Below are 19,537 nucleotides of genomic sequence, written 5' to 3'. Positions count from 1 at the left end.
GCTAATCCAGGGTGTTTGGATTCCACGAACCCCGCGCGCCAACCAGGGGGCTACTCCACGGGCAGGCCGAGACCCCGGGCGATCAGCATCCGCTGGACCTCCGAGGTGCCCTCGCCGATCTCGAGCACCTTCGCGTCGCGGTAGAACCGGGTGACGGGGTACTCCTCCATGAAGCCGTAGCCGCCGAAGACCTGCGTGGCGATGCGGGTGGCGGTGACCGCCGACTCCGTGGCGTAGAGCTTGGCCACCGAGGCCGCCTGCCGGAAGTCCTTCATCGGCGCCCCGGAGTCCTTGAGCCAGGCGGCGCGGTAGGTGAGCAGCCGGCTGGCGTGGAGCATGGTCTCGAGGTCGGCGATCTGGAACGCGACGCCCTGCTTGCGGCCGATCGGGCCCCCGAAGGTCTGCCGCTCCCCCGCGTAGGCCACGGACATGTCGAGGCAGGCCTGGATGCAGCCGACCGAGAGCGCGGAGATGGCGACGCGGCCGTCGTCGAGCGTGGCCAGGAACTGCGCGTAGCCGCGGCCCTGGGCGCCGAGCAGGTGGTCGGCCGGGACGCGGGCGTCCTCGAAGCTGAGGGGGTGGGTGTCGGAGGCGTGCCAGCCGAGCTTGTCGTAGGCCTTCTCGACCGTGAAGCCGGGCGTGCCCGCCGGCAGCATGATCGCGGAGATCTCGGGTTTGCCGTCCTCGCGGGTGCCGGTGCGCGCGGTCACCGTCACCAGGCTGGTGATCTCGGAGCCGGAGTTGGTGATGAACTGCTTGGCGCCGTTGACGACCCACTCGCCGTCGTCGAGCTCGGCCTTGGTGCGGGTGGCGCCTGCGTCGGAGCCGGCGCCTGGCTCGGTCAGGCCGAAGCCGGCCAGCTTGTCGCCCGCGACCAGCTCGGGGAGCCAGCGCTCCTTCTGCGCGTCGGTCCCGTAGGTGAGGATCGGGTTGATGCCGAGGCCGACACCGGCCTGGAGGGTGATCCCGAGCGACTGGTCGACCCGGCCGATCTCCTCGATCGCCACGCACAGGCTGGTGAAGTCGCCGTCCTCGCCCGCGCCGCCGTACTCCTCGGGCGTGGTCAGGCCGAACAGCCCGAGCTTGCCCATCTTCTGCACGACGTCGACCGGGAAGTGGTGGTCGCGGTCCCACTGCGCCGCGTGCGGCGCGATCTCGGCCTGCGCGAACTCGCGCACGCTCCGGCGGAACTCCTCGTGCTCTCGGGACAGGTCGTAGGTCATGTCGCCATGCTAGCCGCGAGGTTAGCGATTGTTAACCTGCAATCCGTTCGAGCTGGACCCAGAACCGCTCGCGGAGCAGGCGCCGGGTCTCCTCCTCCACGTAGTAGACGTTGATCCGGCCCGACAGGTCGGTCAGCAACGCCCGGTCGAGCTCGCCGGGGATCAGCGGCCGCGCGCCGCGCAGCGCGGCGATCTGGTCCCGGCTGGCGCCGTTGAGCCAGGTGCTCAGGACGCTCGCGCAGACCTCGTCGACGAGGTCGGTGGTCACCGTCGGCTCGGGGCCGTCGGCGGCGCTGCTCTGGCCGGTCGCCGACGAGTAGACGAGGTGCGCGGAGGGCGCGCGGGCCGACGGCACTGGCTCGACCGGACGCGGCGTGGGCCGGCGCTGGGCGAGCAGCGTGGGCGACGGCCGGGCGGTCCCACCGGTCGCGACGGCCACCTCCTCGGCGACGGGGGCGGCCTCGGCGACGGGCGCCACCGGCTCCGGCTTGGCCCGGACGGCGATCACGGAGGTGTCGATCGCCTCGGGGTTGAGCGTCTCGATCCCGTCGGCCTCGCGCTGGAGGTGGCGGCTCACGGCGTGCGGTCGACCGTCGGCGTTGGGTACGGCGAGCAGGATCACCGGGATGCCGTGCCCCTGCACCTCCTCGACGGCCTCGGTGAGGTCGTCGTCCCCGGACACGAGGTACATGACGTCGACGGCCTGGTTGCGCGCGTGCATGATCAGGTCGAGGCCGATGCGCAGGTCGACGCCCTTCTGCTCACCGGAGTGGCTGAGCCGCCCCAGCCGCAGCTTGACCCGCGGCAGCAGGCCGATCTGCTCCTGGATCGGGTCGGCGGTGCCGCCGGGGCGACCACCGCTGTCGTACCAGTTGATCCGCAGCAGCGGAAGCCCGCTGCTCTCCTCGGCCTGTTCGGTGATCGCGGTGATCAGGCGCTCGTGGAGCACGTGGACGCCGCTGCGCAGCGACGTGCCGGTGACCCGCGTGGCCGCGGACGCCAGGAGGTAGCCGGCGTCGACGTAGACGGCACAACGGGATCGCATGACCCCAACCTAGTGCTGCCACCCAGGAGGTTCCGGGTCTTTCGCCGCGCTTCCGGGGGGTAGCAACTCCCCGGAACGACGGGGATCTCAGCATCTGCTGAAATCCGCCGACCCCTCAGTCGCAGTTGTCGCAGAGGCCGGTGGCGGGCACCGCCATGAAGCAGCGGTCGCAGACGGTCACCGGGCGGTCGCTGGCCGCGATCCGGGGCTTGGTGGGTGGCGCGGGTGGCTTGGGGACGCGCGGCGTCCGCGGGGCCGCGGTCGCGCCGGGGGCACGGGCCGCCCGAGGCCGTCTGCCGGAGGGCTCCGGCACCGGCGCGGGCTCGCCGCCGCCCGCGGGGGCCGACCCGGCCCAGCGGTAGCACTCGAGCCGGGCCTGGGCCGCGTGGGTCTCGCGCTTGATGGGGTCGGTGATCGGCAGCCGTTCGGCGACGCGCAGGACGTCGTCGTAGGCCTCTCCCACCCAGCCGCTGTGCGGGTCCACGGCCAGCGCCGGGAGCGGAGGCTCGCCGTTGCGCGAGCATAGGTGCGCGACCGGCAGCAGCACCTTGCCCAGCCACTGGGCCGGCGGCCGGCTGGTGCGGATGTCGCTGGCTGCCTGCACCCGTTCGCCGAGGTCGGTGGTCGTGATCACCGCGTGGTACGCCGTGGCGACCTCGCTCAGCACGTCGTACGCCTCGCGCACCCACGCCTCGAGGGCGATCGCCTCCGAGGTCGGCGTGCCGGACGGTTCTCGCCAGAAGCCCTGTCGTTGCGCCACGCGCCCGAGCATAAGCACCGGACCGGAGTCCACGACCAGAGCCTCGCGCCCGCTCCTCGTCTTCGGGCGATACCCTGCCGGGCGAGTCCGCCACCACAGCTCAGGAGCGTCACGTGCCCAAGTCGGCAGAGATCAAGCCGCTGCAGAAGGTCCTCATCGCCAACCGCGGAGAGATCGCGGTCCGGGTCATCCGGGCGTGCAAGGACGCCGGGATCGGCAGCGTTGCCGTCTACGCAGATCCCGACCGGGACGCGCTCTTCGTGCGGCTCGCCGACGAGGCGCACTCGCTGGGCGGGGCCACGCCGGCCGACTCCTACCTCGACATCTCGAAGATCATCGCGGTCGCGCAGAAGTCCGGCGCCGACTCCGTGCACCCGGGCTACGGCTTCCTCGCCGAGAACGCCGGCTTCGCCCAGGCCGTGATCGACGCCGGTCTGGTGTGGATCGGTCCGCCGCCGGCCGCGATCGAGGCCCTTGGCGACAAGGCCAAGGCCAAGCAGATCGCGCTGGCCGCCGGCGCCCCCCTCGCCCCGGGTCTCAAGGACGCGGTCAAGGACGCCGACGAGATCGTGGCGTTCGCCGAGGAGAATGGTCTGCCGGTCGCGATCAAGGCCGTCTTCGGCGGCGGTGGTCGCGGCCTCAAGGTCGCCCGCACCCTCGAGGAGATCCCCGAGCTCTACGAGTCGGCAGTCCGCGAGGCGGTCAGCGCCTTCGGTCGCGGCGAGTGCCTGGTGGAGAAGTTCCTCGACCAGCCGCGCCACGTCGAGACCCAGTGCCTGGCCGACCAGCACGGCAACGTCGTGGTCGTCTCGACCCGCGACTGCTCGCTCCAGCGCCGCCACCAGAAGCTGGTCGAGGAGGCGCCCGCGCCGTTCCTCACCGAGGAGCAGGTCACCCGGCTCTACGAGTCGTCCAAGGCGATCCTGCGCGAGGCCAGCTACGTCGGTGCCGGCACCTGTGAGTTCCTCGTCGCCAAGGACGGCACGATCTCGTTCCTCGAGGTCAACACCCGCCTCCAGGTCGAGCACTGTGTCTCCGAGGAGGTCACCGGCATCGATCTGGTGCGCGAGATGTTCCGGATCGCGGCCGGCGAGGAGCTCGGCTACGACGACCCAGAGATCCGCGGCCACTCCATCGAGTTCCGGATCAACGCCGAGGACGGCGGGGCCAACTTCATGCCCGCCCCCGGCACCCTGTCGGCCTGGTCGCCCCCGAGCGGCCCCGGCGTCCGCCTCGACGGCGGCTACGAGAACGGCGAGACCATCCCCGGCTCGTTCGACTCGCTGATCGCCAAGCTGATCGTCACCGGCCGCGACCGCACCCAGGCCCTCGAGCGCTCGCGCCGAGCCCTCGACGAGTTCGTCGTCGACGGCATGCCGACCGTGATCCCGTTCCACCGCACGATCGTCAGCGACCCGGCGTACGTCGGCGCCTCGACGCCCTCGGGCGAGGGCGAGTTCACCGTCTACACCACCTGGATCGAGACCGACTTCGACAACCAGATCACCCCCTACGGCGGCGACTCTGCCGAGGCCGAGGAGCAGGGCGAGCGGCAGAAGGTCGTCGTCGAGGTCGGCGGCAAGCGCCTCGAGGTCGTGCTGCCGGCCGGGCTCGGCGGGCTCACCACCGGTGGAGGCGCGGGCGCGAAGAAGCCCAAGCGCGCCGCAGGCAAGAAGGCCGGCGCGGCCGCCAGCGGCGACTCCGTGGCGTCCCCGATGCAGGGCACCATCGTCAAGATCGCCGTCGAGGAGGGCCAGGAGGTCGCCGAGGGCGACGTCATCGTGGTCCTCGAGGCGATGAAGATGGAGCAGCCGCTCAAGGCACACAAGGCCGGCACCGTCACGGGTCTGCAGGCCGAGGTCGGCGCCACCGTCACCAACGGCGCCGTCATCTGTGAGCTCAAGGACTGAGGGCGTGCCTCTCGATTGCTGGTCGTAGCGAGCGGCGTCCAGGGCGTGCGATTCCAAGGCGGCGGAGCGAAGGCGTACCGGGTTGTTCCGTCGAGTCTCCGGCAACGAAGGAAGCGTGCGTCCTGGGCGTCGCGTAGCCGGCCATGAATCGGGAGTCACGCCCTAGCACCAGCACCCACGCGATAGTCGCGGGGGTCGTGACGGCGGTCGTCGGCTTCACGTCGTCGTTCGCCGTCGTCCTCACCGGTCTCGATGCGGTCGGCGCCTCCGCCGACGAGGCGGCCTCCGCCCTGTTCGTCCTCTCCGTGACGATGGGCGTGGGCACCATCGCCTTCTCGTGGCGGCTGCGCCGGCCGGTCACGATGGCCTGGTCGACCCCAGGCGCCGCGCTCCTGGCGGGGGCGGTGGCGCCCGAAGGCGGCTACGCGACCGCCGTGGGCGCGTTCGTCGTGGCCGGCGTCCTCTACGCCCTCACCGGCCTCTTCACACCACTCGCGCGCCTGGTGCGCGCGATCCCGCTCGCCCTGGCCAACGCGATGCTCGCCGGTGTGCTGCTGGGGCTCTGCGTCCAGCCGTTCCGGGCGCTGGTCGACGAACCGGCCGCGGTGGCGCCGGTGCTGCTGACCTGGCTGCTCCTGCTGCGGGTCGCCCGCCGCTGGGCGGTCCCCGGCGCCTTCGCCGCGGCCGTGGTGGTCATCGTCGTGACCGGCTCGCTCGCCGCGGTCGACTCGGCCGACATCGCGCCTCGGCTGACCTGGACCGCTCCGGGCTTCGACCTGGCCACGATGCTGGCGATCGGGCTCCCGCTCTACCTGGTCACCATGACCAGCCAGAACATCCCCGGCGCGGCGGTGCTCGCCTCGTTCGGGTACGACGCACCCATGCGGCCGGCGCTGTTCTACGCGGGCGGGGCGACCGTGGCCACGGCCGGGCTGGGCGGCTACTCGATCAACCTCGCCGCGATCTCCGCCGCCCTGGCCGCCGGTCCCGAGGCGCATCCCGACCCGGCCCGCCGGTGGGTGGCCGGCGTCAGTGCCGGCACGACGTACCTCGCGTTCGGGCCGCTGGCGGCTGCCGTCGCCGCCGTCACCGTGGCGGCACCGACCGGCCTGGTGGCCGCGGTCGCCGGGGTCGCGCTGATCGGCACGTTCGCGTCGGCGGCCACCTCGGCGCTGGGCGACCCCGGGCACCGGGACGCGGCCGCGATCACGTTCGTCGTGGCCGCCTCGGGCGTGGTGGCGTTCGGCGTCGGTGCCGCGTTCTGGTCGCTGCTCGCCGGCGGGCTCTACCTGCTGGTGATGCGGCGCCCGGTCCAGGCCTGACGGGGGTGGCTAGATTCGAGGACGTGGACCCGACCCCGACCCCGACCCTGCGCGAGCCCGGTCAGCGGGTCAGCCCCCGCGCCCGGCTGATGTGGCAGATCTCCAACCTCGTCGAGGGAGTCGTCAGCGTCGCGATCCTGGGTGCGGCCGCCGCCGTGTGGGACGCGGTCGACCTGACCTGGTGGATGGCCACGATCGGCCTGCTCGCCGTCGCGGTGTACGTCGGGGTCGTGCCGCAGTGGCGCTACCTCGTGCACCGCTGGGAGGTGACCGAGACCGCGGTCTACACGCAGACCGGTTGGTGGGCCCGGGAGCGCCGGATCGCGCCGATGTCGCGGATCCAGACCGTCGACTACGCCGAGAGCCCGGTCGCGCGGCTGTTCGGGCTGGCCACGGTCACGGTGACCACGGCCTCGGCCGCCGGGGCGCTGCAGATCGCGGGGCTCGACCGGCTGCGGGCGCGGGAGCTGGTCGACGAGCTCACCCTCAGGGCCGACGCGGTCGAGGGCGACGCGACGTGAGCGAACCCGCTCCGCAGATCGACGACCTGACCGAGTGGCAGCGCCTCGACCCCCGGATGCTCCTGGTCCACCCGGTGAAGGAGATCACCCGCTTCCTGGTGCCGCTGGTCGCGGTGTTCGTCGCCGGCCAGGCCTCCGGTGGCGGCGCGCCCTGGGAGCTGCTGGGCGTGCTGTTCCCGGTCGCGCTCGGCCTGATGCGCTACCTGACGACCAGCTTCCGGATCGCGGGCGGCCGGGTCGAGCTGCGCCGCGGGCTGCTGGACCGGCACGTGCTGTCCACGCCCCTCGACCGGGTCCGCACCGTCGACCTCACTGCCTCCCCCATCCACCGCCTGCTGGGCCTGACCACGCTGCGCATCGGCACCGGCACCATCGCCACCGGGGAGGACGACGAGCTCGACCTAGACGGCCTGCCAACCGAGCGGGCACGGGCGCTGCGCGCCGACCTGCTCCATGCCGCCCCGGCCACTGAGGTCGACCCGGACGCCGACCTCACACCCCAGCCCCCGGTGCTCACCCTCGACCTGGCCTGGCTGCGCTACGCGCCCCTGACCAGCAGCGGCGCGGTCGTGACCGCCGGCCTGCTCGGGGCGGCCGGGCAGGTGTTCGGCGCCACCGGAGGCATCGAGGTCGACAGCCGGACGTGGGACCTCGGGATGCCGGGCTGGACCGTGGTCGCGCTCGGCGTCGTCGCGATCGTGGTCCTGGTCAGCGCCGTGTCGGTGCTCGGCTACCTGGTCACCAACTGGGAGTTCTCGCTCACCCGCGGTCCGGGTGCGTGGCACCTGCGCCGCGGCCTGTTCACCACCCGCGAGACCAGCCTCGACGAGAGCCGCGTCGCCGGGGTCACGGTCGCCGAGCCACTCGGCCTCCGCCTTGCCGGCGGTGGGCGGCTGAGCGCCATCGTCACCGGTCTCGGCGCCGGTCAGGCGGGCAGCTCGGTCCTGGTGCCACCCGCCCCGCGCGAGGTGCTCGTGCGGGTGGCGGGGGTGGTGCTCGGCACCGACTCCCCCGCGCACGCCCCGCTCACCGGGCACGGGCCGGCCGCCCGGCGCCGCCGGTGGACGCGCGCCGTCGGCACCGCCGGGGTGCTCGGGGCCGCGCTCGCCGTCGCCGTGCTGCTCGCCGGCGGTGGGTGGTGGGCGGTGCTGGGGCTCGGCCTGCCGCTGCTGGCCGTGCCCGTGGCCGCCGACCGGGCCCGCTCCCTCGGCCATGCCCTGTCCGACGGCTACGTCGTGGCCCGCTCCGGCAGCCTCGCCCGCCGACGCGACCACCTCGACGTCGACGACGTCATCGGCTGGAACCTGCGCGCCACCTGGTTCCAGCGCCGGGTGGGGCTGACCTCGCTGGTCGCCACCACGGCCGGCGGTCGGCAGTCGGTGACGATCCTCGACGTACCGGAGCCGCAGGCCGTCGCCCTGGCCGACGCGACCCTGCCGCACGTCGTACGCCAGTTCCTGGCCTAGGCCGTCAGTCGCAGACGCCGACCTCGATGCTGACGCAGGTGTCGGTACCGCCGGCGGGGTGGGCCTCGTCGGTGCCGGCGCCGCCGTCGAGCAGGTCGTCGAAGGCGGAGCCCCACAGCTCGTCGTTGCCGCCGAGGGTGAACATCTGGATCGGCCCGCCGGCGGACAGCGCGACCACCAGGTCGGGCAGGTCGGCTCCGCGGTAGGTCCACGCCGAACCGCCGGTGAGGTCGTAGGACGTGAAGCGTCGTACGACGGCCTCCAGCGTCTCGGCCGTGAGCGTCCCCTGCCGCCGGTCGAGGGTGAGCTGGTGGTCGACGTCGGTGGCGTCGAGCACGACCGTGTTGTTGCCGGTCCCGCCATCGAGGACGAGCCCGTCGACCTGGTGGACGATCGCGTTGATCTGGTCGCCGCCGTTGCCGCCCTGCACGGTCACCGGGTCGCCGCTCGCGGTGAGGGCGAAGTCGGGCCCGTCACCGAGCAGGAGCGTGTCGGATCCGGTGTACGACGACACCGTGTCCGAGCCGTCGTTGGTCCAGACCTGGTCGGTGTCACCGACGGCGTGGTCGACGCTCTCACCCTCGGTGAACACCTCGTCGTCACCGGCACCCGTGCGGATCCGGTCGCTGCCGGCGGCCCCGACGACCTTGACGTCGCCCTGGACGCGGCTCGCGTCGAGCCGGTCGGCGAACGCAGACCCGACGAGCGTGAGCCGGCCCGTGGGCACGATCCGGTCGCGACCCTCGCCCGTGGCCACCCAGGTGTCGCCGCCCAGCAGCACCTCGACCTTCGTCCTCGCCTCGTCGTAGGCGATCGTGTTGGGGAAGTTGCCGGTGTCCCCCTTGGCGTAGAAGCCCGCGTCGAGGACGTCGTCGCCCGGTCCGCCACGCAGCGTGTCGCCGGCGATGCCCGGGCCGCCCTGGTCGGCGAAGACCCGGTCGCCCTGGCCGTAGAGCCGGTCGTTGCCGGGTCCGCCCCACAACAGGTCGGCTCCCTTGCCGGCGCAGACGAGGTCGTTGCCTCCGCCGGCGCGGATCCGGTCGTTGCCGCCGCGCGCGACGATCACGTCGCGACCGGGCGTGCCGGCGAGGTACTCGGACGCGTTGGTGCCCACGATCGTGGCCGCGTGGCCGTGGCACCGGGGCGGCGCCGCAGCGGTCGCGGTGGGCGCGCCCGCGACCGTCAACGAGGCGGCGGCGAGGGCGAGCAGGAGGGGCACGGTGCGGCGGGCGCGGTTCGTCTTCATGTCCAGTACGACGCTCGGCACGGCGAGTTGGTTCGCGGCCTTATAGCGTTGGGCCATGTTCTCCAAGGTACTGGTGGCCAACCGTGGCGAGATCGCCATCCGAGCGTTCCGCGCCGCCTACGAGGTCGGGGCCCGAACGGTCGCCGTCTTCCCGCACGAGGACCGCTGGTCCGAGCACCGGCTGAAGGCCGACGAGGCCTACGAGATCGGCGAGCGCGGACACCCGGTCCGGGCCTACCTCGACCCCGACGCGATCGTCGCGGTGGCCGTCAAGGCCGGCGCCGACGCGGTCTACCCGGGCTACGGCTTCCTCTCGGAGAACCCCGCCCTGGCCGAGGCCTGTGCCAACGCCGGGATCACCTTCATCGGCCCGACCTCCGACGTGCTGACCCTGACCGGCAACAAGGCCCGCGCGATCGCCGCGGCCAAGGCGGCCGGCGTACCGACCCTGGCAAGCGTCGAGCCGTCGACGGACGTCGACGCGCTGGTCGAGAGCGCGAAGGAGCTGCCCTACCCGCTGTTCGTCAAGGCCGTCGCCGGTGGCGGTGGCCGCGGCATGCGCAGGGTCGACGACCCCTTGGACCTGCGCGAGGCGGTCGAGACCTGCATGCGTGAGGCCGAGGGAGCCTTCGGCGACAGAGAAGTCTTCATCGAGCAGGCCGTGGTCGAGCCGCGGCACATCGAGGTCCAGATCCTCGCCGACGCCGAGGGCAACGTGATCCACCTCTTCGAGCGCGACTGCTCGGTGCAGCGACGCCACCAGAAGGTCATCGAGATCGCGCCCGCGCCCAACCTCGACCCGGAGCTGCGGGAGCGGATGTGTGCCGACGCGGTGCGCTTCGCGACCGAGATCGGCTACCGCAACGCCGGCACCGTGGAGTTCCTCCTCGACCCGCACGGCAACTACGTCTTCATCGAGATGAACCCCCGCATCCAGGTCGAGCACACCGTGACCGAGGAGGTCACCGACGTCGACCTCGTGCAGTCGCAGCTGCGGATCGCCGCCGGCGAGACCCTGGCCGACCTCGGTCTCTCCCAGGACTCCATCAAGCTGCGCGGCGCCGCCCTCCAGTGCCGGATCACCACCGAGGACCCCGCCAACAACTTCCGCCCCGACACCGGTGTGATCACGACCTACCGCTCCCCCGGTGGCGGTGGCGTCCGCCTCGACGGCGGCACGACCTACACCGGCGCCGAGGTCTCGGCGCACTTCGACTCGATGCTGGCCAAGCTCACGTGCCGCGGCCGCACCTTCGACATGGCGGTGCAGAAGGCACGCCGTGCGGTGGCGGAGTTCCGCATCCGCGGCGTCTCCACCAACATCGCGTTCCTCCAGGCCGTGCTGGCCGACCCCGACTTCGCGAGCGGCCACATCACCACCTCGTTCATCGAGACCCACCCGCAGCTGCTCCAGGCCCGGGCCAGCGGCGACCGCGGCACCAAGCTGCTCACCTACCTCGCCGACGTCACCGTCAACCAGCCGCACGGCGAGGCGCCGGTCACCCTCGACCCGGCCACCAAGCTGCCCGACGTCAACCTCGACGTGCCCGCCCCCGACGGCACCCGCCAGCAGCTGCTGACGCTCGGGCCGGAGGCGTTCGCCCGGGCACTGCGCGAGCAGAACACGGTCGCGGTCACCGACACGACCTTCCGCGACGCCCACCAGTCCCTGCTCGCCACCCGCGTGCGCACCAAGGACCTGCTCGCGGTCGCCGGCCACGTGGCGCGCACGACGCCCGAGCTGTGGTCCGTCGAGGCGTGGGGCGGAGCGACGTACGACGTGGCGCTGCGGTTCCTGTCCGAGGACCCCTGGGAGCGGCTGTCGTCGGTCCGGCAGGCGATCCCCAACATCTGCCTCCAGATGCTGCTGCGCGGGCGCAACACCGTCGGCTACACGCCCTACCCCACCGAGGTCACCAACGCCTTCGTCGAGGAGGCGGCGGCCACGGGGATCGACGTGTTCCGGATCTTCGACGCCCTCAACGACGTCGAGCAGATGCGGCCGGCCATCGACGCCGTCCGGGCCACCGGCACGACGATCGCCGAGGTCGCGCTCTGCTACACCGGCGACCTGTCCGACCCGGGCGAGCGGCTCTACACGCTCGACTACTACCTCAAGCTGGCCGAGCGGATCGTCGAGGCCGGCGCCCACGTGATCGCGATCAAGGACATGGCCGGGCTGCTGCGCGCACCCGCCGCGCGGACCCTGGTCACCGCCCTGCGCCGCGAGTTCGACCTGCCGGTGCACCTGCACACGCACGACACCCCGGGCGGCCAGCTCGGCACCCTGCTCGCCGCGATCGATGCCGGGGTCGACGCCGTCGACGCCGCGACCGCGTCGATGGCCGGCACGACGTCGCAGCCGCCGCTCTCGGCGCTGGTGTCCGCGACCGACCACTCCGACCGCGAGACCGGCCTGTCGCTGGCCGCGGTCAACGCGCTCGAGCCCTACTGGGAGGCCACCCGGCGGGTCTACGCGCCGTTCGAGTCGGGACTGCCCGGACCGACCGGTCGCGTCTACCGCCACGAGATCCCCGGCGGCCAGCTCTCCAACCTGCGTCAGCAGGCGATCGCGCTCGGCCTCGGCGAGAAGTTCGAGCAGGTCGAGGACATGTACGCCGCGGCCAACGACATCCTCGGCCGCATCCCCAAGGTCACGCCGTCCTCCAAGGTCGTCGGCGACCTCGCGCTGTCGCTGGTGGGGATCGGCGCCGACCCCGCCGAGTTCGCGGAGGACCCGGGCCGCTTCGACATCCCCGACTCGGTGATCGGGTTCCTCAACGGCGAGCTCGGCGACCCGCCCGGAGGCTGGCCCGAGCCGTTCCGCACCAAGGCGCTCGAGGGCCGCACCTGGAAGCCGCCCGCCTCGGAGCTCACCGACGCGCAGGCGGAGGGGCTGGCCGGCGCGCAGCCGACCCGTCGCCAGACGCTCAACGAGCTCCTCTTCCCCGGGCCGACCAAGGACTTCGCCGAGGCCCGCCAGACCTACGGCGACGTCTCCGTCCTGCCGACCCTCGACTACCTCTACGGGCTGCGCCAGGGCGAGGAGCACGAGGTCCAGCTCGGCGAGGGCAAGACGCTGCTGTTCGGGCTCCAGGCGATCGGCGAGCCCGACGAGCGCGGCTACCGCAGCGTGATGGCCACCATCAACGGCCAGATGCGCCCGATCAGCATCCGCGACAAGTCGGTGGCCTCCGCGGTCGCCGCGGCCGAGAAGGCCGACCCGGGCAAGGCCGGCCACGTCGCCGCGCCGTTCCAGGGCGCGGTCACGATCGTGGTCTCCGAGGGTGACAGCGTGTCGGCGGGCGACACGGTCGCCACGATCGAGGCGATGAAGATGGAGGCCTCGATCACCGCACCCATGGACGGCACCGTCGAGCGGCTCGCGCTGTCCGGCACCCAGTCCGTCGAGGGCGGCGACCTGGTGCTGGTGCTGGGTTAAGCCTGGATCCACCGATGGGCGGCGTCGCGAGCGTCACCAGGCGGGTGTGATGGCAAGGCGCCGGTGCGACGGCGTACTGGTTGTCCATCGAGCGTCGGTAACGCAGCCAGCACGCCCGGATGGTGGCGCGTAGCAGGCGCAGATCGGTGGAACCAGGCTAAGAGCGCAGGCCCACGGGCTCGCCGAGGTAGCGCTCCAGGCTCCGTCGTACGACGTCGGAGTGCTGCCAGGACGACTGGGTGTTGTGGTCCCACAGGACCAGCGCGGTCTCGGCGACGAGCGCCGGCGCGTGCCCGGGGGCGACCCGGACCTCGGTGGCCACGCTGAACGACGAGCCGCCGATCCGGCTCACCCAGATCCGCACCAGGAACGGCTGGAACGGCGCGAACCGCATCTCCGCGTGGTAGTCGACCCGCTGCGACCCCACCAGCTCCACGACGCCGCTCGGGAGGTCGGCGAGCAGCCCCGGCGCGGCGTCCGCGGACAGCGGCGAGAACCGCAGGAACTGGATCCGCGCCTCGTCGATCAGCCGGATCGCCTCGACGTTGTCGACGTGCCCGCCGAGGTTGACGTCCCGGTAGCGCGCCTGGATCTCGCAGTCGAACATCTCACCCATGCGCTCATCGTCCCAGTCGGCCCGAGCGGCGCGTGCTCCGGCCCGGGCGCGGCACTCAGCGCTTCGTGACGCGGAACGTGAGCCACGTGGAGCGCAGCCCGAGCACGGAGCGGAACGTGTCACCGGAGACGACCACGCTGCCCGTGGTGCCGGTGATGGTGAGCGAGGCGACGCGCCCGCCCCAGTCGCCGTTGCCGTCGCGGCGGGTGACGGTCAGGCGGGTCAGGTCGCCGACCTTGGGCCAGGCCCGTTCGATGGCGGTGTCCGCGAGCCGGGTCGTCCAGTCGTGGACGGGGTTGCCGGCCCAGTCGTCGTACGGGTCCTCGATCGCGGCGAGGTAGGGCACGGAGCCGGCCGAGGTCCAGCCGCCGCTGCTCGACGCGAACTGCGTGAACGCCGGGGCGCCACCGTGGGTCAGGATCTTGCGCGCGGTCGCGTCGACCGCGGCGTTGGATGCGGGGTGCTCGGCGCCGTAGCCGCCGTAGACCTGGCACGAGGTGGTGTCGCACAGGCGGCCGTCGGCACGGTTGATGCGTTCGAACGACGCGTAGGTGCGGGCCGCGACCGCCTGGGCGCGTACGGCCTCGGTGCTCCACGACGCCGGGATCTCGAGCGGCACCACGCCCTTGAGGTAGCTGTCCATCGCGAGGTCGTTGACCGTGTCCCGCGCGGTGGACCCGGGTGCCACCGCGACGGCGCGCAGCCGCCCGCGGTAGGCCCGGTCGCCACTCGGCGTGACCAGCGTGATCGGGTCGCCGCCGGCGTAGAACTCGCCCTCGCCGCGCAGGTCGCGCCAGCGCCGCCAGTGGTCGGTCTTGAACGAGACCCGGTTGAGCCCGTTGGGCGCCACGGCCACCCTCCAGCGGCTGGCGCCCTTGGCGGGCAGGGTGACCGGGTCGCCGCCGGCGGTGTCGCGGATGCTGAGGCCGGGCCGGGCGACGACCTCGAGGTCGTCGCTGGTGTCGGCGCTGATCAGGACCGTGACCCGGCCCGACGCGCGTCCCCACTCGGTGCCGGGGTAGTAGAAGTCCAGGATCTGGCGGTGCGTGAGCCCGCTGCGCGCGGCCCCCTCGGCGCCGTACTGCGACATCCCGTGCCCGTGCCCGTAGCCGTGCCCGGAGATCGTCACCCAGGCGCTGGCGGGCACCGTCCAGGTGTCGCCCGCGGCCTCGGCGGGTCCGGGCAGGCCCACGAGGGCGAGCACGGAGAGAGCGGTGACGAGCCGCGAGTGGAGGCGCATGGGGACTCTCTGAGGGACGGATGTGGCGGGAGATCACAGGTGTGACCCCACATGGCAACACGCGCCACAGCGCCCCGCAATCGGTCCGGGCGAACTACAGATCTGTAGTTCAGGAGACCCGGAGCGTGAACCAGGTCGAGTAGAGCCCCAGCAGGAACCGGAAGTCGTCGCCGGACACCTCGACCGTGCCCCCGGAGCCGCGCAGGACCACCGTCCCGACCCGCCCGCCCCACTCGCCGTTGCCGTCCCGGTCACGGGTCTCGATCGACGTCAGGTCACCGACCGCGGGCCAGGTCTGCTCGATCTTCGCGTCCGTCGTCGGCACCGTCCACGAGTGGTAGTCGTTGCCCGGGAAGTCGTCATACTTGTCGGGTTTGGCGGGCAGGTAGGAGAACGCCCCTGCCGAGGTCCAGCCACCGCTGCTCGCCGAGAACTGCGCGAAGATCGGCCCGCCGTTCTTGGTCAGCACCTGCCCGCGGGTGGCGTCGATGGCCTGGTTGGTGCGCGACTGCTCGTCGGTGAAGCCGCCGTAGACCTGACACTGGTCGGTGTCGCAGATCTGGAAGTGCCGCCGGGTCGAGTGCTTGCGCTCGTACGCCGCGTAGCTGCGCGCCGCGATCGCCTGCGACCGCAGCGCCTGCGGGTGCCAGTAGGCCGGGACCTCGCGCGGCACGACGCCCTTGAGGTAGGCGTCGAGGCTCAGCACGTTGACGGTGTCGCGGTCGAGCGAGCTCCCGGGCGACGCCGAGCGCAGCACCCCGCGGTAGGAGCGGCTGCCACCGGGCACGAACAGCCGGATCGGGGCGCCCCCGGCGCTGAACTCCGCGTCGCCCTTGACGAGCCGGAGCCGGTGCCACCCGTCGGTCTTGTAGTGGATCGCGCTGCGGTCGCCGACCACCGGCGTGATCCGCCACAGCGTGGCCTTCGGCCGCACCCGGGTCAGCGCGATCGGGCTGCCACCGACGGGGCGCGCGGTGAGGCCCGAGCGCGCCCCCACCACCACGTCGCGGGTCGTGTCCGCGGTCAGCAGCACCGCGACCGGGCCGGCCGACCGGCCCCACGAGGTGCCCGGGTAGTAGAACCGGACGATCTTCCGGTAGCCCAGCCCCTGGGTCGCCGCGCGCTGCGCGCCGTACTGCGAGAGGCCGTGGCCGTGCCCGAAGCCGTGCCCGACGAGCTTGACGGTCGCCCCGTCCGGCACCTGCCAGGTCGTGGCCGAGGCCGGGCCGCCTCCCGCCCCGACCAGCGAGGTGGCGAGGACCAGCACGAGAGTGGACAGGGTCACCCGAGAGGTCGGCATCCCCTCAGGCTACAAACCCTGCGGTCGCGGGGCTCAGCCGTTGTAGGACGGCTGCGACTGCGCGTTGAACCGAGACATCCGCACCTTCTTGGCGCTGGCGACGCGCTTGTCGTCCATCGCGAACACCTCGAGGCCACGCGTGATGTCGCTGGAGTAGATGTAGCCGTTGTACCAGTACGACGACCACGAGCCGCCGAGCACGAGCTCGGTGTCGGAGACGGCGCCGCGGTCGAAGTGGGCGATCTCCACGGGGTTGGCCGAGTCGGTGAAGTCCCAGACCGACGTACCGCCCTGGTACCAGGCCTGGACCATGATGTCCTTGCCCTGCACCGGGATCAGCGAGCCGTTGTGGGCCACGCAGTTCTCGGTGAGGCTCTGGGTGCGCGGCATCTTGTAGTAGCTGCGGAAGACCAGCTGCCGGTCGACGATGTCGTAGATCCCGTCGGCGCCGCGGGCCGCGCCGACCACCGGGTTGCAGGTCGGCATCGCGCCGCCGCCAAGCTCGTCGGTGAAGACCACCTTGGTACCGGCGTTGTTGAACGTCGCCGAGTGCCAGAAGGAGAAGTTGACCTCGTCGGTGACCCGGTGGATCACCCGCGGGTGCGCCCGGTCGGAGATGTCCATGAGGATGCCGTCGCCCATGCACGCACCGGCGGCGAGGTCCTTGGCCGGGTAGGCCGTGATGTCGTGGCAGCCGCTGGTGTCGCTGGAGTAGACGCCGCCCGGGTTGCCGCCGTCGGGGAAGAGCACGGGCTCACCGACCAGCTTGGCCCGCTCGCCGTGGGCGATCGGCACCCGCACGACGCTGATGAAGTCGTGCGGCGGCTGGCAGTCGGGCTGGTCCTCGCTCGGCGAGTACGACGACGCGTAGACGAACAGGTCGCGCCCGTTCTTGCTCGGGGCCAGCGTATGCGTGTGCGAGCCGCACGCGGTCTCGACCGACCTGAGGAAGCGCGGCTGCCACGGCTTGCTGATGTCGAAGACGCGGATGCCCTCCCAGGAGGACTTCTCGCTGGCCGACTGGCTCTCGTTGCGGCAGGTCGGGTTGCTGCGGCTGGAGTCGACCGAGAGGACCAGCAGGTCGCGGTAGACCGAGATGTCGTTCTGGGAGCCCGGGCAGACCACCTGCGCGACCCGCTTGGGCTTCCACGGCTTCTCGATGTTGTAGACCGTGAAGCCCTCGTAGTTTCCGGCGAAGGCGTAGTCGCCCTTGAACGCGAGGTCGGTGCCGTAGGCCCCCTCGCCCTTGAACGCCCCCGTCAGCGGGAGGTTGGCCACGAGCCTCAGGTTGTTGCTGCGGTCGACCTGCCCGGGGTCGAGGGCGACGTCGAAGCCCTCGATACCGGCGAGCTCCTGGCCGGGCAGGAAGCAGACGTCGGCGAAGTTGTCACCGGCCGCGCGCAGCTCGGCGACCTCGGCCGCCGTGCACTGTCCGGGCTTCGGGTCCTCGCCGCTGCCGAGCGCGGGTACGCTGCCGAACGCGAGGGCGCCGACGGCGCCGGCGAGCGTGGCCGCCAGGGTGCCAGCGGGCAGCAGCTTCACGTGCGGTCCTTCCGGAGGGGGTGCTGGACCAACGACTGGGCCAACCGCGGCCACCGGGGAAAGTTACGGTTGACCCGTGATCCCGACGCGCCGCGTGGCGGCATTCTGTCTTGCCCTGCTGGTCTTTGCGAGCACTTCGGCCTGCAGCGACGACGAACCCCGGCCCGAGGCCGACCCCGGCCACAGCTCCAGCCACGACCCCAGCCCCGAGACGAGCGCCTCCCCGCAGGAGGGCTGGAACGACGCCGACGCGGCGTTCCTGGAGGGCATGATCCCCCACCACGAGCAGGCCCTCCAGATGGCCGTGCTGGCCCAGACCCGCGCGCAGTCGCCCGAGGTCCGGGCCCTGGCCGCACGGATCGCTGCGGCGCAGGCGCCGGAGATCCTGGTCATGTCCGACTGGCTGGTCGACCAAGGCCTCGAGGTCCCCGACCACGCGCACCGAGACATGGACGGGGACCTGCACGGGATGCTCAGCGACGACCAGATGGCCGCGCTCGCCGACGCCGACGGCGCCGCCTTCGACGAGCTGTTCCTCACCGGCATGGTCCAGCACCACGAGGGTGCCGTGGCGATGGCGCTCACGGTCCTCTCCGAAGGCGAGGACCAGCGCGTCAACGAGCTCGCGGGCGACGTCAACGCCACGCAGACCGCCGAGATCGCCCGCATGGAGTCCCTGCTCGCGGGCCTGTGACCGGCACCGCCGGCCGCGCCCGGTAGTTTTGTCGCCGTGGACGTGAGCGGAGCAGACGCGGGTCAGCGCGACCCTCAGGTCCTGGTGCTGGTCACCGGCTCCGCGCGCAGCGGCACGAGCGCCCTCGCCGGCAGCCTCAACCACCTCGGGTTCCACGTGCCGCAGCCGATGGTCCCGGCGTCGGAGCGCAACGCCAAGGGCCACTTCGAGCCGTGGTTCTGCATCGACTTCCACAAGAAGCACCTCAAGCGGGCCGGGGTCCGCGCCGGCGATGCCAGCCCCGAGACCCAGCAGCGACTGGCCGACGTACTGGCCGACCCCGACGTCCGGGCCGAGCTACGCGACTGGCTCGCCCTCCAGACCGAGCCCCGCCTGGTGGTCAAGGACCCCCACGCGATGCGGTTCCTCGACGTGTGGCGCGGTGCCTGCGACGACCTGGGCATCGACCTGCGCTACCTGACCACCGTGCGCCACCCCGCCGAGGTGGTCGGCTCACGCGACCTCGTCTGGGGCCAGGAGCGCGACGACGTCGAGCGGGCTGCCAAGGAGATCACCAACGTCGCAGCGTGGGTCGAGATCGCCCTGGTCACCGAGCGCGACACCCGCGGCAGGACCCGCTCGTTCATCCGGTACGACGACCTCGTCGGCGACTGGCGCACCGCGCTCGGGCGGGTCTCCGACCAGCTCGACCTCGGCATCGACACGTCCTCCGAGCCCGGCACCCACGAGCTCGACACCTGGCTCGACCCGGGCATGCAGCGCTCGACCCTCACGTGGAACGACCTGCGCGTGACCCCCGAGGTCCAGGCCCTGGCCGAGGCCACCTGGGAGCAGCTCGACCAGCTGTGCGGCGACCCGCGCGACGGCGCGGCCTGCGAGCGGCTCGACGAGGTGACCCGGTCCTACGCGCGGCTCTTCGCCGAGGCGCGCGCGCTCGTCCAGGACGAGCTCCGCTACGAGACCCACGAGGCGCAGGCCCTCGTCACCGACCTCCAGAACAAGAACCGCCGGCTCCGCCGGTTGCTGCGCGAGCAGCGCGAGGCCACCGAGGCTCCGGCCGAGGCCGCGCCTCTTCCGCGCCGCCTGAAGTCGGCGCTGGGCCGGCGCCTGCGCGGCTAGGGCGTGTCTCCAATGTTGAGCGGGCTTCGGGCTTGATGCTGAGCGCATGACGCGGATGGCGGTGCTCAGCGATGCGATGTGGGACCAGATC

At 72.4% G+C, this 19,537-nt stretch carries 15 protein-coding genes; 7 read left to right on the top strand and 8 right to left on the bottom strand.

The genetic code is table 11. The features are described 5' to 3' along the window. Positions 1–50 precede the first annotated feature (50 nt). The 3 genes from BLR90_RS19290 to BLR90_RS19280 form a co-directional block, all read right to left on the bottom strand. A complete protein-coding gene (locus BLR90_RS19290; protein ID WP_091026865.1) occupies positions 51–1,223 on the bottom strand; it encodes an acyl-CoA dehydrogenase family protein in 1,173 nt (390 codons plus the stop codon). A 31-nt stretch (positions 1,224–1,254) separates the two neighbouring features. After that, the gene (locus BLR90_RS19285; protein ID WP_091026864.1) at positions 1,255–2,268 is read right to left on the bottom strand and encodes an NYN domain-containing protein; all 1,014 of its coding nucleotides are present in this window, start codon (positions 2,266–2,268) and stop codon (positions 1,255–1,257) included. A 115-nt stretch (positions 2,269–2,383) separates the two neighbouring features. Beyond that, entirely contained in the window at positions 2,384–3,028 is a 645-nt protein-coding gene (locus tag BLR90_RS19280; RefSeq protein WP_143016274.1) for a hypothetical protein, read from the bottom strand. Positions 3,029–3,141: 113 nt separating this feature from the next. Here BLR90_RS19280 and BLR90_RS19275 point away from each other — a divergent pair, with 113 nt between their 5' ends. The 4 genes from BLR90_RS19275 (at position 3,142) to BLR90_RS19260 (ending at position 8,247) form a co-directional block, all read left to right on the top strand. Further along, a complete protein-coding gene (locus tag BLR90_RS19275; RefSeq protein WP_245715415.1) occupies positions 3,142–4,938 on the top strand; it encodes an acetyl/propionyl/methylcrotonyl-CoA carboxylase subunit alpha in 1,797 nt (598 codons plus the stop codon). 143 nt (positions 4,939–5,081) lie between these two features. Beyond that, complete coding sequence (locus BLR90_RS19270) at positions 5,082–6,260, top strand: benzoate/H(+) symporter BenE family transporter (protein WP_091026862.1); 1,179 nt, start codon at positions 5,082–5,084, stop codon at positions 6,258–6,260. A gap of 23 nt (positions 6,261–6,283) precedes the next feature. Continuing rightward, entirely contained in the window at positions 6,284–6,781 is a 498-nt protein-coding gene (locus BLR90_RS19265; RefSeq protein WP_245715413.1) for a PH domain-containing protein, read from the top strand. Next, positions 6,778–8,247, top strand: a complete 1,470-nt coding sequence (locus BLR90_RS19260) for a PH domain-containing protein (RefSeq protein WP_091026861.1) — start codon at positions 6,778–6,780, stop codon at positions 8,245–8,247. Before BLR90_RS19265 ends, BLR90_RS19260 begins: the two co-directional genes overlap by 4 nt. A gap of 4 nt (positions 8,248–8,251) precedes the next feature. Here the strand turns inward: BLR90_RS19260 and BLR90_RS19255 are convergent, their stop codons facing one another. Beyond that, the gene (locus BLR90_RS19255) at positions 8,252–9,550 is read right to left on the bottom strand and encodes a calcium-binding protein (RefSeq protein WP_170254384.1); all 1,299 of its coding nucleotides are present in this window, start codon (positions 9,548–9,550) and stop codon (positions 8,252–8,254) included. Between BLR90_RS19255 and BLR90_RS19250 the strand changes: the two genes are divergently transcribed. Continuing rightward, positions 9,549–12,935 (top strand): pyruvate carboxylase, encoded by a 3,387-nt coding sequence (locus tag BLR90_RS19250; protein WP_091026859.1) that lies wholly within the window; start codon positions 9,549–9,551, stop codon positions 12,933–12,935. The genes BLR90_RS19255 and BLR90_RS19250 overlap by 2 nt on opposite strands. Before the next feature lie 157 nt (positions 12,936–13,092). On the opposite strand, the gene BLR90_RS19245 is transcribed toward BLR90_RS19250, so the two are convergent. The 4 genes from BLR90_RS19245 to BLR90_RS19230 all read right to left on the bottom strand — a co-directional run bounded on the left by BLR90_RS19245 (position 13,093) and on the right by BLR90_RS19230 (position 17,633). Next, entirely contained in the window at positions 13,093–13,551 is a 459-nt protein-coding gene (locus BLR90_RS19245) for an acyl-CoA thioesterase (protein WP_091026858.1), read from the bottom strand. A gap of 55 nt (positions 13,552–13,606) precedes the next feature. Next, positions 13,607–14,791, bottom strand: coding sequence for a SpoIID/LytB domain-containing protein (locus BLR90_RS19240; RefSeq protein ID WP_091026857.1), 1,185 nt, complete (start codon positions 14,789–14,791; stop codon positions 13,607–13,609). 109 nt (positions 14,792–14,900) lie between these two features. Next, positions 14,901–16,091 carry a SpoIID/LytB domain-containing protein gene (locus BLR90_RS19235; RefSeq protein ID WP_091026856.1) on the bottom strand — a complete coding sequence of 397 codons (1,191 nt, stop codon included), beginning with the start codon at positions 16,089–16,091 and terminating at the stop codon, positions 14,901–14,903. Positions 16,092–16,124: 33 nt separating this feature from the next. Further along, on the bottom strand, positions 16,125–17,633 hold the full coding sequence (locus BLR90_RS19230) for an LVIVD repeat-containing protein (RefSeq protein ID WP_218029465.1): 1,509 nt from the start codon (positions 17,631–17,633) through the stop codon (positions 16,125–16,127). 76 nt (positions 17,634–17,709) lie between these two features. On the opposite strand from BLR90_RS19230, the gene BLR90_RS19225 reads away from it, so the two are divergent. Next, complete coding sequence (locus tag BLR90_RS19225; RefSeq protein WP_091026855.1) at positions 17,710–18,327, top strand: DUF305 domain-containing protein; 618 nt, start codon at positions 17,710–17,712, stop codon at positions 18,325–18,327. A 36-nt stretch (positions 18,328–18,363) separates the two neighbouring features. After that, the gene (locus tag BLR90_RS19220; protein ID WP_091026854.1) at positions 18,364–19,446 is read left to right on the top strand and encodes a sulfotransferase family protein; all 1,083 of its coding nucleotides are present in this window, start codon (positions 18,364–18,366) and stop codon (positions 19,444–19,446) included. The last annotated feature ends 91 nt before the right edge of the window (positions 19,447–19,537 follow it).

Source organism: Nocardioides szechwanensis (assembly GCF_900103935.1).
GTDB lineage: Bacteria > Actinomycetota > Actinomycetes > Propionibacteriales > Nocardioidaceae > Nocardioides > Nocardioides szechwanensis.
Note: the sequence above shows the minus strand (reverse complement) of the source record. Positions and strands in the feature narration are given on the sequence as shown.

Bases quoted from the DNA above. Each gene is read 5' to 3' on its own strand.
- BLR90_RS19250 (WP_091026859.1), top strand. From the start codon at position 9,549: ATGTTCTCCAAGGTACTGGTGGCCAACCGTGGCGAGATCGCCATCCGA.
- BLR90_RS19270 (WP_091026862.1), top strand. From the start codon at position 5,082: ATGAATCGGGAGTCACGCCCTAGCACCAGCACCCACGCGATAGTCGCG.
- BLR90_RS19245 (WP_091026858.1), bottom strand. From the start codon at position 13,551: ATGGGTGAGATGTTCGACTGCGAGATCCAGGCGCGCTACCGGGACGTC.
- BLR90_RS19255 (WP_170254384.1), bottom strand. From the start codon at position 9,550: ATGGCCCAACGCTATAAGGCCGCGAACCAACTCGCCGTGCCGAGCGTC.
- BLR90_RS19285 (WP_091026864.1), bottom strand. From the start codon at position 2,268: ATGCGATCCCGTTGTGCCGTCTACGTCGACGCCGGCTACCTCCTGGCG.
- BLR90_RS19290 (WP_091026865.1), bottom strand. From the start codon at position 1,223: ATGACCTACGACCTGTCCCGAGAGCACGAGGAGTTCCGCCGGAGCGTG.
- BLR90_RS19235 (WP_091026856.1), bottom strand. From the start codon at position 16,091: ATGCCGACCTCTCGGGTGACCCTGTCCACTCTCGTGCTGGTCCTCGCC.
- BLR90_RS19240 (WP_091026857.1), bottom strand. From the start codon at position 14,791: ATGCGCCTCCACTCGCGGCTCGTCACCGCTCTCTCCGTGCTCGCCCTC.